This is a genomic window from Kitasatospora nipponensis (genome assembly GCF_039528135.1).
GTDB lineage: Bacteria > Actinomycetota > Actinomycetes > Streptomycetales > Streptomycetaceae > Kitasatospora > Kitasatospora nipponensis.
The window spans coordinates 1-13,925 of the sequence record NZ_BAAALF010000201.1; the positions used below are offsets into that span (position 1 = coordinate 1).

Genomic DNA, 13,925 nt, shown 5'->3' on the forward strand with positions numbered 1-13,925 from the left:
TGCCGGCGACCGCGCAGGGCGCGGTGATCGGCAAGGAACTGCGGCTCTACTCCCGGTCGATGCTGCGCAGCGTGCAGCTGATGATCGCGTTCCTGGTCGGCGTGCTGGTCTGCGTGATCCCCGCGCTGAGCGGCGTCAGCCTGATGCTGCCGTTCGCCGGGGCGCCGTTCACCGCGATCGCGATCGCCGTGAACTGCAACCTGTACGGCGACGACGGATCGGCGCTCTGGCTCACCCTGGTGACCCCGGGCGTCGCACGGGCCGACGTCCGGGGCCGGCAGTGGGCCTGGCTGCTGGTCGCGGGCCCGGCCGGACTGCTGCTCACCGTCGTGCTGACCGCGGTCAGCGGCCAGGGCTGGGCGTGGCCGTGGGCGCTGGCCGCCGAGCCGGGGCTGCTGCTGGGTGGCGCCGGTGTGGTGGTGCTGGTCTCGATCCTGACGCCGTACCCGCTCACCCCCACCGGTGGGCCCACCCCGCAGCGCCAGGTCAAGGTCAACCTGATGCTGCTCGCCGCGCCGGTGCTCACCCTGGGCCCGGCGCTGGCGCTGCTGATCGCCGGGACGGCGAGCGGCGAGCCGGCGGTGCGGTGGCTGGCGGTGCCGGTCGCGCTCGGCTGGGGCGCGCTGCTCTGCTGGGGCCTGGGGCGGCTGGCCGTGCGGCGGTTGGAGCGGCGCGGGCCCGAACTCTTCGCGCAGGTCCGCAAGCCCGCGGGCTGAGCCGGCGCAGGCTGGCGGATCCCGCGCCCTTGGGGGGCCTCAGCGGCGGGTGCCGGCCTCAGCGGAGGGTGGCGGCGGCCAGTTGGGCGCTCAGGACGGCCGGCGCCTGGGCCAGCGAGGGCCCGTACCAGGTGAGGTGACGCCCGCTCAGCAGCGCGGCGGGCACGCCGGGGAACGCCTCGGGGCCGTCGGTGGCGGTGAACCGGTACGGCTCGTCGGGGAGCACCACCAGCTCCGGGGCGGCGGCCAGCAACTCGGGCAGCGGCAGGGCCGGGTAGCGCTGCGAGTGGTCGCCGTGGACCAGGCGCAGGCCCAGGCGGGCCAGCAGGTCCCCGGCGAAGGTGTCACGGCCGAGCACCATCCAGGGACGGCGCCAGATGGGCACGATCGCGCGCGGCCCGCCGGTCGCCCCCGCGGGCCGGGCCGGGTAGGGCTGCCAGGCGGCGGCCGCCGCGTCGAGCCAGGCGGGTCGGGGCAGCGCGCAGACCTCGGTGAGCAGCCGGTCCAGCGAACACAGCGCCTGGTCGAGGGTGCGGATCTCGGTGACGTGGACCGGCAGGCCCGCCGCGCGCAGCGCCGCCAGGTCGGCGGGGCGGTTCTCCTCCTCGTTGGCGATCACCAGGTCGGGGGCGAGCGCGGTGATCCGGGCGATGTCCGGGTTCTTGGTGCCGCCGATCCGGGCCACCGCCAGCCCGGCCGGATGGCTGCACCAGTCGGTGGCGCCCACCAGCAGACCGGGGGCGGTGGCCGCCACCGCCTCGGTGAGCGAGGGGACCAGCGAGACGATCCGGCGAACCGGGCCGAGCCGCAGCGGGTGGCCCAGGTCGTCCAGGAGGGTCCGGGTGGCGGGGGTGGGGACGGCGTCGGTCATGGCGTCAGGGTATTTCGGCGGCGCGGGCTGGTGCCGGGCCGGTGGACCTGGCCCCCTGCTGCTGCTCGTGCCGGTATTCGAATCTCGGCGCCCGGCGCCCGGCGCCTGGCGGCCCGGTGGCAGCCGGCTCTCGGCCGGTCAGTCCGGGAGCGTGCCGGCCGACTTCGGGTCGGCGAGCAGCGCCTGCGGATCGCCCGTGGCCAGCACCCGCGCGGCCACCTCGTCGGCGGTGAACACCAGGTGCGCGGCCTCCCGGCAGGCGGCCACCTCGTCCCAGCCGACCGGGGTGGAGACGGTGGGCAGCGCCCGGGCCCGCAGCGAGTAGGCGGCCACCGTGGTCTTGGCGCTGTTGTTCTGCGACCAGTCCACGAAGACCCGGCCGGGCCGCAGCCGGGTGGCCATCCGGTCCACCACCAGGGCCGGCAGAGCCTGCCGCAGCCGGCCGGCCAGCTCCCGGGCGTAGTCGCCGGCCCGGTCGGCCGCGGTCGCCACCAGCGGGACGGTCAGGTGCAGGCCCTTGCTGCCGGTGGTCTTCGGCCAGGCCAGCAGCCCGTCCGCGGCCAGCAGCTCGCGCGCCGCCAGCGCGACCGTGCAGCACTCCACCACCCCGACCCCCTCGCCGGGGTCGAGGTCGATGATCAGCCGGTCGTGGGTGCCCGGGTCCTCGCGCCACTGCGGCACGTGGATCTCCAGGCAGCCCAGGTTGGCGGCCCAGAGCAGCGTGGGCAGGTCCTCGACCCGTACCTGGCGCAGCGTCTCGTGGCGGTGCGTCACCTCGATCCCCGGTACCCAGCCCGGTGCCCCCGGTGGCACCCGTTTGGCCCAGAACCGCTCGCCCGTCACCCCCTCCGGCAGGCGCAGGAAGCTGGCCGCCCGGCCCGCCAGCGCGGGCAGCAGCACCGGGGCGACCTGGGTGTAGTAGCGCAGCACGGCGGCCTTGGTGAAGCCGGCGTCGGGGTAGAGCACGCGGTCCAGGTGGGTCAGCCGCAGCCGGCGGCCCTCCACCTCGGCCACCGTGGCGGTCGGGTCGGGCATGGTCCGATGGTGGCAGCGGGGCCGCCCGGCCGCGCGGCGGGTCGCCCGGGGCGGGCGGCGGTGATCGCCGATGATGGTGCGGACCGAGCCGCCGGGCGTGCCAGGGCCCGGGCCGCGGCGCCGCTGGCCGAGGGAACGGAGCCGTCGATGGAGCCGCTGGAGCCGAAGGAGTCCAGGACCCCGCTGGAGCCGATCGTCGCCCTGGAGCGGATCGCCTACCTGCTGGAGCGCGAGCAGGCGTCCACCTACCGCGTCCAGGCCTTCCGCAAGGCCGCCGACGCGCTGCGCGCCCGCACCGCCGAGCTGCCGCGCACCACCGCCGGGATCGCCGCGCTGCCCGGGCTGGGGCCCAAGACCGCCGAGGTGGTGAGCGCGGCGCGGGCGGGCGAGGTGCCCGGCTACCTGGCCGAGCTGGAGGCCCGGGCCGCGGCGCCGCTGGCCGAGCTGGACGCCGCGGGCGCGGCGCTGCACGCGGCTCTGCGCGGGGACTGCCACCTGCACTCCGACTGGTCCGACGGGGGGAGCCCGATCGAGACGATGGCCCGCGCCGCCCGCGATCTCGGCCACGCCTGGGTGGTGCTCACCGACCACTCGCCGCGGCTGACCGTGGCCCGCGGGCTGAGCGCCGAGCGGCTGCGCGAGCAGCTGGCGGTGGTCGCCGAGGTCAACCGGCGGCTGGCACCCTTCCGGCTGCTCACCGGCATCGAGTGCGACATCCTGGACGACGGCTCGCTCGACCAGGAGGACGAGCTGCTGGCCGAGTTGGACGTGGTGGTCGCCTCCGTCCACTCCAAGCTGCGGATGGCGTCGGGCCCGATGACCCGGCGGCTGGTGAACGCCGTGCGCAACCCGCTGGTCGACGTGCTGGGCCACTGCACCGGCCGGCTGGTGGCGCCCGGTGACGGGGTGCGCGGGGGCGGCAAGGAGCGGCCCGAGTCGGTCTTCGACGCGGCGGAGGTCTTCGCCGCCTGCGCCGAGCACCGGACCGCCGTCGAGATCAACTCCCGCCCGGAGCGACTGGACCCGCCGCACCGGCTGCTGCGCCAGGCCGAGCAGGCCGGGTGCCTCTTCGCCCTGGACACCGACGCGCACGCGCCCGGCCAGCTCGGCTGGCAGGAGTACGGCTGCGCCCGCGCCGCGCGGGCCGGCGTGCCGCCGCGGCGGGTGATCACCACCTGGACGGCCGACCAACTGCTCGACTGGACCCGGACCGGCCGGCTGCCGCAGGAGCGGGGCTGACGGCGGGGCCGCCGCCGTGGGGTGGCCTGTGGGGCTGGTCCGGCGGCCGGACCTGCCTTGTTGACACCGTGTCGAGCGGCTCCTTAGCCTGGCCGCCCCGGATACCGGCCAGTAGGGAAGACTGATGGACGCCGAACGCCCCTATGACCTCGTCCTGTTCGGAGCCACCGGCTTCACCGGCCGGCTCACCGCGGAGTACCTGGTGCGGCAGGCCCCCGCCGACTGCCGGTGGGCGCTGGCCGGCCGGAACCTGGACAAGCTGAAGGCGCTGCGCGACGACCTGGCCGCCCACGAGCCGGACCCCGAGCGGTCGGCGCGGCTGGCCGGACTCCCGCTGCTGGCCGCCGACGCGGGCGACCGCGAGGCGCTGCGCGCGGTGGCGGAGTCGGCCCGGGTGGTGATCTCCACGGTGGGCCCCTACCTGCGCTACGGCGAGCCCCTGGTCGCCGCCTGCGCGGAGGCCGGCACCGACTACGTCGACCTGACCGGCGAGCCGGAGTTCGTGGACCGGATGTACCTGCTGCACCACGAGCGCGCCGTGCGCAGCGGCGCCCGGCTGGTGCACGCCTGTGGCTTCGACTCGGTGCCGCACGACCTCGGCGTGCTCTTCACGGTCGGGCAGCTGCCGGCCCAGAGCGCGGGGACGCCGGTCGCCGTGGAGGGTTTCGTGCGGGCCACCGGCACCTTCTCGGGCGGCACGTTCGCCTCCGCGCTCACCGCGATGTCCCGCCCGCGGGCCACCGCGCAGGCCGCCCGGGCCCGGCGCGCCGTCGAGCCGAGCCCGACCGGCCGGCGGATCCGCATCTCGCCCCAGCGCCCGCGCTGGTCCCCGCACGCCCGGGCCTGGGTGCTGCCGCTGCCCACCATCGACCCGCAGGTGGTCGGCCGCTCGGCCGCCGCGCTGCCCGCGTACGGTCCGGACTTCCGCTACGGGCACCACGCCGCCGTCCGCCGGCTGCCGATCGCCCTCGGCGGGGTGGTGGGGCTGACGCTGCTCGCGCTGGCCGCGCAACTCCCGTCCCTGCGCAAGGCGTTGACCAGCCTGCGCAAGCCGGGCGAGGGGCCGGGCCCCGAGCAGCGGGCGAAGTCCTGGTTCACCGTCCGGTTCGTCGCGCGGAGCGCGGGCGCCCAGGTCCACACCGAGGTCTCCGGCGGCGACCCCGGGTACGGCGAGACGGCGAAGATGCTGGCCGAGTCGGCGCTCTGCCTGGCCTTCGACGAACTGCCCGAGACCGCCGGGCAGGTGACCACGGCCGTCGCCATGGGCCCCGCGCTGATCGAACGGCTGACGGCGGCCGGCATCCTCTTCACCGTCCTCGAGCGCCCGCCGCTCACCGCACCGGGTCGCCACCTCGCGTGACCGACCCGTCGGATCGACCGCTGCCCGTGGGGCGTTGTCAGTGGGTTGCGTCAGGATGGCCTTGCTGGATCGAACAGCGATCGAACAAGGAGAGTAGCGATGGGCACCTGGGATGTCGGCCCCTTTCACAATGACAACGCCGCGGACTTCGCCGGCCGGCTGGACCAGGCTCCGCCGGCCGAGCGGGTGGCGTTGGTCCGGGCGGCGTTGACCCGGGCCGGGGAGGCCGAGGGGTACCTGGAGGGCGACGACGGGGAGGAGGCGGTGGCCGCCGCCGCGCTGGTCGCCGCTCAGCGTGCCGGCGGCGAGCCGGTCGACCCGTCCTACGGTCCCAAGGGTGAGGTGCCGTCGTTCCCGGCCGAGCTCGACGCGGTGGCCGTGCGCTCGCTGGACCGGGTGCTCGGTGCGGAGTCCGAACTCGCCGAGCTCTGGGACGACTCCGGCGAGGGGGCGATCTGGCGCGAGCGGATAGCCCGGCTGCGCGGCGTGCTGGTCGGCGAGGCCGGCTGAGCCCGCCGGGCCCCGGCGGGCGGCTGGTGGGGGAAGTCGCCCCACCGCCGGGCGGCCTCACGCCGCGTGAGGTGCGGGCCGCGGGCCGCGGGGAGGGCGTTCGTGGGCCGGCCGGGGGCCGCCGGTGGGTGGGCTTCGCGATGGGGTAGCTTGTCCGGGTCAAGAACTGGCAAAGAAATCGGATGCCGTTCGCGCGCGGATGTGGTTCTCTGAGCGTCCCGCCGGGCGGCGGACCACCGACCGCCCGTGCCACCGTGCCGCCCGCCTGCCGAAGTCCCGGGCGCTGTCCTCCAGGAGAAGCACCATCAACATCGCCATACGCCGTGCCGCCCGTGCCTCGTTCGTCGCGGCGACCGGCTGCTGCGTCCTGGCCGCCGGCCTGACCGCCTGCGGCACCGTCAAGGAGCTCACCGCCGCCCAGCAGGTCTCCACCGCCTTCGGGAAGTTGGCCGACAGCAAGGACCTGAGCGTCAAGCTGACGCTGGACGCCACGCCCGAGCAGCTGGTGGCGTACGGCAAGGCCACGGGCGAGCCGATGGAGCAGAAGGACGCCGAGGGGCTGGCCGGGCTGAGCGTGTCCGTGGCGCTGCACGCGGACAAGCCGCTGAAGGACCTGGAGAGCCTCAAGAACACCGACCCCGCCAAGGACGCGCAGGCCGCGGCCAGGATCGAGGCCGAGACCGAGGCGATGGGCCTGGCGGTCGCCGTCACGAACCGCTCGGGTGTCGCGCTCGCCGAGTACCGTCAGGTCGCCGGCTCGGTCTACCTGCGGGTGGACGCCGAGGGCCTGTCCAAGCTGGGCGGCGAGGACCCGGCCGGTGTGCGCGCCGAACTCGACGCGCTGCCGCCGCAGGCCGCTCCGCTCAAGCAGGGGCTGACCGGCAAGTGGATCAGCATCGACGCCAAGACGCTCAAGGAGCTGGGCGCCGAGAAGGGCGGCCCGGCCGGCGCGGGGAGTGGCCCGGCCACGCCCTCGGCGGCTCCCTCGCTGGACCCCAAGGTCGGCGTCGACCTGGTGAACGCGCTCAAGGACGTCTTCGCGCACGACCTGACCTTCGAGGACAAGGGGCAGGCGGACGGCGCCCGGCACGTCCTGATCAAGGCGCCCACCCGCCGGATCGCCGAGGACGTCATGAAGGCCGTCAAGCCGCTGGAGGGCAAGCTTCCGGGCGGCGCCAAGGTGCCCACCGCCCTGCCCACGGACCTGCTGGACCGCGAGGCCGTGATCGACGTGGCGGTCAAGGGCGGAGCGCTGGCCTCGGCGCGCTTCGACCTCGCGCAGCTGGAGAAGAAGGCCGGCGCCGACGTCCACCTCCCGCTTCAGGTCGGCTTCGACCCGGCGGCTCCGGCCATCCAGGCCCCGACCGGTGCCACGGCGCTGACCCGCGGCGACCTCGAGAACGCCTTCGGGATGCTGGTGACCGCCGCCATCGGCAAGCCGGACCTGGGCGCGGGCGGGAGTGACCCGGCGGGTGGCGCGGCGACGGGTGGCGGGGGCCTGCCGGGCACCCCGGCGGCGCCGCTGACGGCCGCCGAGCTGAAGGACCTGGTGGCGAAGACCGGGCAGAGCGAGGAGACCCTGATCGGTCTCAACAAGCTCGGCCTCAGCCACGACCAGATCCTGGCGCTGGGCGAGGGCGGCGACAACTGAGCCGACGGCTCGACCTGGTGGCCTCCCCGGGCCGGCCTTCGGTGCCGGCCCGGGGAGGCCGTCCTCGTGCCGGGGGTGCGCGGGCGGCGGCGGTCCCGCCCCGGCTGCTGAGGCTGTCGGGGCCGCACCGACGAATGACAGGATGACGGTATGACCATGTTCTCGGCCCTCGCCTCGTTCGCCGTCGTTGCCGGCGTGTTGACCCTCATCCCCGGCATGGACACCGCCCTGGTCCTGCGCGCCGCCGTCACCCGGGGCGGCCGGCACGCCTTCGCCACCGCGCTGGGCATCAGCAGCGGCACGCTGCTCTGGGGAGTCGCGGCAGCGGTCGGGGCGTCGGCCGTCCTGACGGCCTCCCAACTCGCCTACACCGTGCTGCGGGTGGCCGGCGCCGGCTACATGCTCTGGCTCGGCGCCGGCCTGCTGCGGCAGAGCTTCGGCCGGCGCGCCCCACAGGCGGCCGCGGCGGTCGGGGGCGCTAGCGGGGACGGGGACGGGGACGGGGTCGAGTACGCGGCCGGCGTGGGGATGACGGCCGGCGGCCCGGACACCGGCTCGCTGACGCGCTCCTGGACGCGCGGGCTGGGCACCACCCTGGTGAACCCGAAGAACGGCGTCTTCTACCTGGCGACCCTGCCGCAGTTCATCCCCGCCCACGCCTCGCACCTGCTGATGGGCGTGCTGCTGGCACTGGTGCACGACCTGGAGGGGATGCTCTGGTTCGGCACCCTGATCCTCGGCGTCCGGGTGATCGGCAGCCGGCTGCGCAGCGGGGCGGTGCGCCGCGCCATGGACCGGATCACCGGCGTCGTCCTGATCGGCTTCGGCATCCGGCTGGCACTCGCCGACAACTAGGAGAACATCCTCACTGTCAGTCGGTGTCGGTGTCGGGCGCTGGCTCGGTGGGCTCGGTGGGCTCGGGTCCGGCGGCCGTTGCTTCGGCTGCGTCTCCGGTCATGTCGGCCGGTCCCCCCGCTGCCCGGCGCCGGCGCAGGGCGAGGACCCCGCCCACCGCGATTGCGGCCACCAGCAGTGTTCCCAGGAGCCACGGCAGCGCGGAGCTGCCGTGCGCGGCGGGCGAGGCCGCCAGCGGCACGGCGGTCGGTGAGCCGGCCGCGGTCGGTGAGTCCACCGGACTCGGCGTCGGGCTCGACGAGGGCGTCGGGCTCGGACTCGGTGACGGCGAGTCGGACACCGCAGGCGACGGTGAGGGCGAAGGCGAGGGCGAGTCGGTGAGGGGATCGGGCTCCGGCGCGCTGGTCGCGGTCGCCTGCGAGCTGGGCCTCGGTGTGGCCGTCGCGGTGGCCCGCCGGGTGGACGAGGGCGAGGCGGTCGCGGGTGGGCTCGGCTTGCGGGTCGTGCCGCCGCCGGGAGCCGGGGTGGGCGTGTGCGCGGGGTCGCCGCCGGTGAACCAGTAGCTCACCGGGCCCAACTTGGTGGGCGAGATCATGGCGCACGGCCCCAGGTAGGCCTCCGCCCCGAGCTCGTAGGTCCCGTCCGGGGTGCCGGCGGGCATGGACAGGGTCTCGTGCAGCACGTGGTCACCACGCGACAGCCCGCCGAACTCGACGCGGTCGGAGTTCCAGGTGGAGAGGTTCCCGGCGAGACCCGGCCTCCAGCTGAACGAGAAGCTGTGCGACGGGCCACCATCCACACTCAGCCGCACGGACGGCGCCGGCCCCGGGGTGTAGCCGCCCTGCTGTGAGGTGGGGATGACCGTCATCTCGAAGCCCGCGCTGCCCTGGTCCGGGGCGTTCAGGTGCAGCGTGTTGTCGATCGTGCGCGATCCCCCCATGCGCACGTTGGGGATCTGGCCGTACACGCCGTCAATCGTGTAGGAGCCGGTGGCCATCGTCTGGCAGGTGTCCGCGTGTGCCAGGCCGCTACCGGTCGCCGCGGAGAGGGATATCGCCAAAGCCAAGGTCAGGCCACGTCTCGTCATGACCCCGCATCCTAGGGGGCGCCCCCGCCCGCCCCCACGCCGATACCGGGTCGGCGAGGAGTTGGCATGGGCCTGCGAATCGGTGAGGTGGACCTACGCCGTGTCCGCAGTCCTGTCGTAGGCGACCCTGGGCTCCGCCACGGTCGGCATGCTCCCCTGCCGTTGTTCGGCCCGGCGTCGTGCCATGGGGGAAGGTCGGCCATGCATCGGAGACTCAGGTGAGGCCGTTGAGGGTGAGGGCCTCGGTGACGACCAGGTCCTCGATGCCGAACAGGAAGCGCTCCATGGCGGGGCGCGGGAGCAGGCGGCTGTCGGCGGTCATCGCGAGTTCCAGGGAACCCGGCACGTTCAGGGCGTCCATCGCGAAGGTGGTGTGCGGGCGCGGGTCGAACTCGATCGGCCAGCTCAGCGTGGTCTTCGCCAGTGCCTCCTTCAGTGGCACCCGGGCGACCTCCTCGCCCGGCTGGCGGGGCATCAGGTCACGCCGGTCGTTGAAGACGCACGAACGGTCGGCGATCGAGCCCTCCTGGGCGACGAGGTCCGCGAGGTGGGCGTCGAGCAGTCGCTTGTCGTAGTAGGCGTTGCGGTAGGTGCTCAGCAGCGTCGCCTGCGCGCGGCGCACCAGGTCGGCGAAATCGTCGCCGACGTCCGGTAGGTGGAAGAGGCCTTCCAGCGCCACGGTGCTCACCGCATGGGCCAGGCCGGGCAGGAAGCGGTTGTTGACGACCACCTGGAGCATGCTGTCGGGCGATCCCGAGACGCGGCAGGCCATCGCCGAGACGGCGGCCAGCAGGACGGTGGCCGAGCTGGTCCGACGGGCCTCCGCCACCTCCTCCAACGCCTGGGCCAGCGCCGGTGAGTTGAGTACGGCGTTGGGGAACTTGGTGGTGGCGGGCAGCTCCTGGCGCACCGGGAAGAGCTGCCGTGGTCCACTGCGCAGCTTGTTGGCCCAGTACCGCCGCGCTGCCGCGTCCTGTCGCTGCCCGCGTACGGAGGCCTGGTAGCCGGCCTCCTCCAGGGGTTGGACCGCCGGCCGCAGTTCGCGGATCGTGGCCGGGTCGGCCCCGTCGGTGAGCTCCCACAGGTCGGCCACCACCCGGCGCAGGCCCCAGCCGTCGACGGCGGTGTGCGAGAAGGAGAGGGCCAGGTAGCGCAGGTCCCCGTCCCGTTCCAGCAGTCCGATCCGCAACGGCCACTGGCGGGCGCAGTCGAACGGCAGGCCGCCCAACTCCGCCATCAGCGCGCGGCCTTCGCGGACGATGTCCTCCTCCGGGCAGGTCCGCACGACCACCGGCAGGGTCCCGTCGGCGTCCAGCACCTGGGTGAGCCCGCCGTCCTCCTCCGGCAGCAGCCGGGTGTGCAGGGAGTCGTGCAGGTGGAGCAACTGCCCCACGGCGCCCAGGAAGCGCGCCACCAGGCGGCCGGGCGGGACCGGGAACTCCATGGTCACGTTGTAGCGCGGCGCGTCCGGTCCCAGCTTGCGCACGGCGTCCCAGATCGCTTGTTGGCCCCAAGTGGCCGGTGCGGTACCGGACTTCCCGGCGGAGAAGGCGATCTGGCGCTCGGGTCCGCTGCTCACCGTTCGATTTCTCCGATCCGCCGCCGCGCGTGCGGCCCCCTGGAAGCGGACTGGTGCCGCCGGTGCCATGCGCAGAGTCTGGCGCACGGCCCGCGGTCCCGTCGAGTCCCGATCAAGCCGCCGTCATCCGACAGATCTCACATCCAGTTGTTCGATTCACCATCCATCTGTTAGAAAGTGACCATGGCTGTTGCGAATCGCTTGGACCTGACCCTGCGGCTGGTGCAGGGCTCCGACCGGGTCACCGTGTCGGAGCTCGCCGAACGGCTGGGGGTCTCCGACATGACCGTGCGGCGGGACCTGGACGCGCTGGAGCAGCAGGGCCTGGTCCGCCGCGTGCACGGTGGCGCGGTCGCCACCCGGTCGCGCGAGGAGGGCGCCGGCTTCGTGGCGCGCGAGCCGTGGCAGGCGGCGACCAAGGACCGGCTGGGCGCGACCGTGGCCGCGATGGTGGAGCCGGGATCGCGGGTGCTGCTGGACGCCGGAACCACCACGGTGCACGTCGCCCGGCACCTCGCGGACCGGGCGCCGCTGACGGTGGCGACGCTCAGCCTGCAGGGGGCCTTCGAGCTGGCGGACCGGCCCGGCATCGACCTGGTGGTCGTCGGCGGCCGCTCGCGGCCCGGCGAGCGCTCGCTGGTCGGCCCGCTCGCGCTGCGCACGCTCGAAGCCCTGGCCTTCGACTGCTTCGTGCTCTCCATCGGCGGCGTGCACGCCACCCACGGGTGGTCGGAGTTCTCGCTGGACGACGCCGCGGTCAAGCAGGCCGCGCTCGCCCAGGCGGCCACCACGATCGCGGTGGCGGACGCCACCAAGCTCGGCGTGCGCGCCTTCAGTCGGGTCGCCGAACTGGGCGCGGTGCAGACCTTCGTCACCGACACGGCGGCCGAGGACGCCGCCACCCACCCCCAGGGCCCGCAGACCCTGGCCGCCCTGCGCGACGCGGGCGTCCACACCACCCTGGCCTGACGGCCGGACCACCACAGGAGTACTGGCTATGACGACGACCACGGCCGCCGGCACGACGAAGGCCGCCCGCCCGCTGATGATCCTGGTGGCCGGCCCCTACCGGTCGGGTACCGGCGACGACCCGCTCCAACTCGCGGTCAACGTCGGCGCGATGAACCGGGCCGCGCTCGCGCTCTTCCGCGCCGGACACCTGCCGGTCACCGGCGAGGCGCTGGCCTTCCCGCTGCTGGAGGCGGCCGGCAGCACTGAGCTGGGCGACGCCGTGTACGAGGAGATCTTCCACCCCGTCGCCGAACGGCTGCTGGAGCGCTGCGACGCCGTGCTGCGGATCGGTGGCCCCTCGCAGGGCGCGGACCGGATGGTCGCGCACGCCCGGGACCACGGGCTGCTCGTCTTCACCAACGCTGCCGACATCCCCGCCGCCCGATGACCGCCGGCCTGGACGCACTCGGCTTCGACGCCCCCGGCCTCGACTCGCCCGACCTCGACTCGCTGGGCCTGGACGCACCCGGCCGGGATGCGGCGGACCGCGGGGTGCCCGGCCTGGACCTGCCCGACCGGCGCGGCCGCACCGGCCTGGACCGGTACGGCCGTGACCTGACCGGCAACCCGCGGGTACGGATCCGCGCGGTGGACGTGCTCTCCTGCGACTGGTACGTGCTGCGCCGGACCACGTTCGACTACCGGCACGGCGACGGCCACTGGAGCCGTGAGCAGCGCGAGACCTACGACCGGGGCGACGGCGCCACCATCCTGCTCCACAACGCCGAGCGCGGAACCGTACTGATGACCCGTCAGTTCCGGTTGCCCGCCTACGTCAACGGCCACCCGGACGGGATGCTGATCGAGACCGCCGCCGGCCTCCTCGACGGCGACAGCCCCGAGGAGGCCATCCGCCGGGAGGCCGCCGAGGAGACCGGCTGCACCGTGGGGGAGCCCGAGCACGTCTTCGACGTCTACATGAGCCCGGGCTCGGTCACCGAACGCCTGCACTTCTTCGCGGCCCCCTACGACACGGCCCCCGCTGCCGGCGGGCACGGCGTCGTCGCCGAGGGCGAGGACATCACGGCCGTGGAACTGCCCTTCGCCGAGGCCCTGGCGATGATCGGCAGCGGCGCCGTCGCCGACGCCAAGACCATCATGCTGCTCCAGTGGGCGGCGCTGAACGGGCCGTTCCGCCCGGACCACGGCTGAGCGGAACGGGCGGCGGACGAGCGGAGCGGGCGGCGGCGGGGGTCCGGGCGGGGCCGGAGGACGTCACTGCCGGAGCAACTCGCTGCTCGCGAAGCCGATCTGTGAGACCTGCAGGCTGCCACTGCTGTTGAGGGTGAGGGTCACCTCCTCCGCGACCTGGGCGCCGCACCCGGGGGTGGAGGAGGTCAGGCTCTCGCTGATCACCACGGTGTGGGCGCTGGCCGAGAGCAGGATGTCCGCGGCCCCGCAGACGACGTCCTGGGAGGGCACGGTGGTCGTGGCGTGGCCGACCGTCTCGCCGACGTTGCCCTGCCCGAGCTGGAGCCGGTAGACGGTGGTCAGCGGGCCGCCGGTGGTCTGGATCACCTCGCCCTGCCAGGTCCCCAGGAAGGCCGCCGGGATGCTGCCCGTCGGCGCCGTGGGCGACGGGGAGTGGCTGGGGGAGAGCGAGGGCGAGGGGCTCGCGGACGGTGTCGGCGAGGGCGAGGGGGACGCGGAGTGGCTCGGTGCGGGCTGGTGCGTGCTCGCGGTGGGTCTGATCGCCGTCGGCGGCCCCGGGGTGGGGGAGGCGCCGCCGTCCTGGTGCAGGGCGCCGAAGCCGTCGGTGGACCAGGCGGTCAGCGCCACCGTCACCGCCAGCGCCGCCACCAGCGCGATCCCCAGCACGGGCGCCCGCCGCCGGCCGGACGGCGGCGTGGCGGGCCGCGCCCAGGTGTCGGGCAGCGGGACGAGCTGGCCGGGCCCACCCGCCTGGCCGGGCCAGCCCGCCGGGGGCATCGGCGGTCCGAACTGGCCGGAGGGGGATCCCACGGCGTCGGGCCACCCGGCCGCCGCCGCGGTCGGGTGGGTCGGCGAGGGG

At 74.9% G+C, this 13,925-nt stretch carries 13 protein-coding genes and 1 pseudogene; 9 read left to right on the forward strand and 5 right to left on the reverse strand.

The window, feature by feature from the left end:
- Positions 1–716, forward strand: a 716-nt coding sequence (locus ABD323_RS34215) for a hypothetical protein (protein WP_425556260.1), incomplete at its 5' end; no start/stop codon positions are given.
- 58 nt (positions 717–774) lie between these two features.
- On the opposite strand, the gene ABD323_RS34220 is transcribed toward ABD323_RS34215, so the two are convergent.
- Entirely contained in the window at positions 775–1,587 is an 813-nt protein-coding gene (locus ABD323_RS34220) for a helical backbone metal receptor (RefSeq protein WP_344445970.1), read from the reverse strand.
- A gap of 138 nt (positions 1,588–1,725) precedes the next feature.
- The gene (gene ligD / locus ABD323_RS34225; protein ID WP_344445971.1) at positions 1,726–2,622 is read right to left on the reverse strand and encodes a non-homologous end-joining DNA ligase; all 897 of its coding nucleotides are present in this window, start codon (positions 2,620–2,622) and stop codon (positions 1,726–1,728) included.
- A 183-nt stretch (positions 2,623–2,805) separates the two neighbouring features.
- Between ligD and ABD323_RS34230 the strand changes: the two genes are divergently transcribed.
- The 5 genes from ABD323_RS34230 to ABD323_RS34250 all read left to right on the forward strand — a co-directional run bounded on the left by ABD323_RS34230 (position 2,806) and on the right by ABD323_RS34250 (position 8,237).
- The gene (locus tag ABD323_RS34230) at positions 2,806–3,861 is read left to right on the forward strand and encodes a PHP domain-containing protein (RefSeq protein WP_344445981.1); all 1,056 of its coding nucleotides are present in this window, start codon (positions 2,806–2,808) and stop codon (positions 3,859–3,861) included.
- Positions 3,862–3,985: 124 nt separating this feature from the next.
- The gene (locus tag ABD323_RS34235) at positions 3,986–5,221 is read left to right on the forward strand and encodes a saccharopine dehydrogenase family protein (RefSeq protein ID WP_344445972.1); all 1,236 of its coding nucleotides are present in this window, start codon (positions 3,986–3,988) and stop codon (positions 5,219–5,221) included.
- A 99-nt stretch (positions 5,222–5,320) separates the two neighbouring features.
- Complete coding sequence (locus tag ABD323_RS34240; protein WP_344445973.1) at positions 5,321–5,731, forward strand: DUF4259 domain-containing protein; 411 nt, start codon at positions 5,321–5,323, stop codon at positions 5,729–5,731.
- Between the two features lie 199 nt (positions 5,732–5,930).
- Positions 5,931–7,382: a hypothetical protein gene (locus tag ABD323_RS34245; RefSeq protein WP_344445974.1), complete on the forward strand. Its 1,452-nt coding sequence runs from the start codon at positions 5,931–5,933 to the stop codon at positions 7,380–7,382.
- Between the two features lie 150 nt (positions 7,383–7,532).
- Positions 7,533–8,237, forward strand: a complete 705-nt coding sequence (locus ABD323_RS34250; protein WP_344445975.1) for a LysE family translocator — start codon at positions 7,533–7,535, stop codon at positions 8,235–8,237.
- A gap of 16 nt (positions 8,238–8,253) precedes the next feature.
- On the opposite strand, the gene ABD323_RS34255 is transcribed toward ABD323_RS34250, so the two are convergent.
- Complete coding sequence (locus ABD323_RS34255) at positions 8,254–9,324, reverse strand: hypothetical protein (RefSeq protein WP_344445976.1); 1,071 nt, start codon at positions 9,322–9,324, stop codon at positions 8,254–8,256.
- A 214-nt stretch (positions 9,325–9,538) separates the two neighbouring features.
- Positions 9,539–10,903: a condensation domain-containing protein gene (locus ABD323_RS34260; protein WP_344445977.1), complete on the reverse strand. Its 1,365-nt coding sequence runs from the start codon at positions 10,901–10,903 to the stop codon at positions 9,539–9,541.
- A gap of 183 nt (positions 10,904–11,086) precedes the next feature.
- Between ABD323_RS34260 and ABD323_RS34265 the strand changes: the two genes are divergently transcribed.
- Genes ABD323_RS34265 through ABD323_RS34275 form a run of 3 tightly spaced genes read left to right on the forward strand, consistent with a single transcriptional unit; the run spans position 11,087 to position 13,066 of the window.
- A complete protein-coding gene (locus ABD323_RS34265) occupies positions 11,087–11,872 on the forward strand; it encodes a DeoR/GlpR family DNA-binding transcription regulator (RefSeq protein WP_344445978.1) in 786 nt (261 codons plus the stop codon).
- A 28-nt stretch (positions 11,873–11,900) separates the two neighbouring features.
- Positions 11,901–12,302, forward strand: coding sequence for a DUF4406 domain-containing protein (locus tag ABD323_RS34270; RefSeq protein ID WP_344445979.1), 402 nt, complete (start codon positions 11,901–11,903; stop codon positions 12,300–12,302).
- A complete protein-coding gene (locus tag ABD323_RS34275; RefSeq protein ID WP_344445980.1) occupies positions 12,299–13,066 on the forward strand; it encodes an NUDIX domain-containing protein in 768 nt (255 codons plus the stop codon). The genes ABD323_RS34270 and ABD323_RS34275 overlap by 4 nt, the downstream gene beginning before the upstream one ends.
- A 63-nt stretch (positions 13,067–13,129) precedes the next feature.
- Here ABD323_RS34275 and ABD323_RS34280 read toward each other — a convergent pair.
- Positions 13,130–13,925, reverse strand: a pseudogene (locus tag ABD323_RS34280) (hypothetical protein); the annotation flags it as partial.

Bases quoted from the DNA above. Each gene is read 5' to 3' on its own strand.
- ABD323_RS34220 (WP_344445970.1), bottom strand. From the start codon at position 1,587: ATGACCGACGCCGTCCCCACCCCCGCCACCCGGACCCTCCTGGACGAC.
- ligD (WP_344445971.1), bottom strand. From the start codon at position 2,622: ATGCCCGACCCGACCGCCACGGTGGCCGAGGTGGAGGGCCGCCGGCTG.
- ABD323_RS34235 (WP_344445972.1), top strand. From the start codon at position 3,986: ATGGACGCCGAACGCCCCTATGACCTCGTCCTGTTCGGAGCCACCGGC.
- ABD323_RS34240 (WP_344445973.1), top strand. From the start codon at position 5,321: ATGGGCACCTGGGATGTCGGCCCCTTTCACAATGACAACGCCGCGGAC.
- ABD323_RS34245 (WP_344445974.1), top strand. From the start codon at position 5,931: ATGTGGTTCTCTGAGCGTCCCGCCGGGCGGCGGACCACCGACCGCCCG.
- ABD323_RS34250 (WP_344445975.1), top strand. From the start codon at position 7,533: ATGACCATGTTCTCGGCCCTCGCCTCGTTCGCCGTCGTTGCCGGCGTG.
- ABD323_RS34255 (WP_344445976.1), bottom strand. From the start codon at position 9,324: ATGACGAGACGTGGCCTGACCTTGGCTTTGGCGATATCCCTCTCCGCG.
- ABD323_RS34265 (WP_344445978.1), top strand. From the start codon at position 11,087: ATGGCTGTTGCGAATCGCTTGGACCTGACCCTGCGGCTGGTGCAGGGC.
- ABD323_RS34270 (WP_344445979.1), top strand. From the start codon at position 11,901: ATGACGACGACCACGGCCGCCGGCACGACGAAGGCCGCCCGCCCGCTG.
- ABD323_RS34275 (WP_344445980.1), top strand. From the start codon at position 12,299: ATGACCGCCGGCCTGGACGCACTCGGCTTCGACGCCCCCGGCCTCGAC.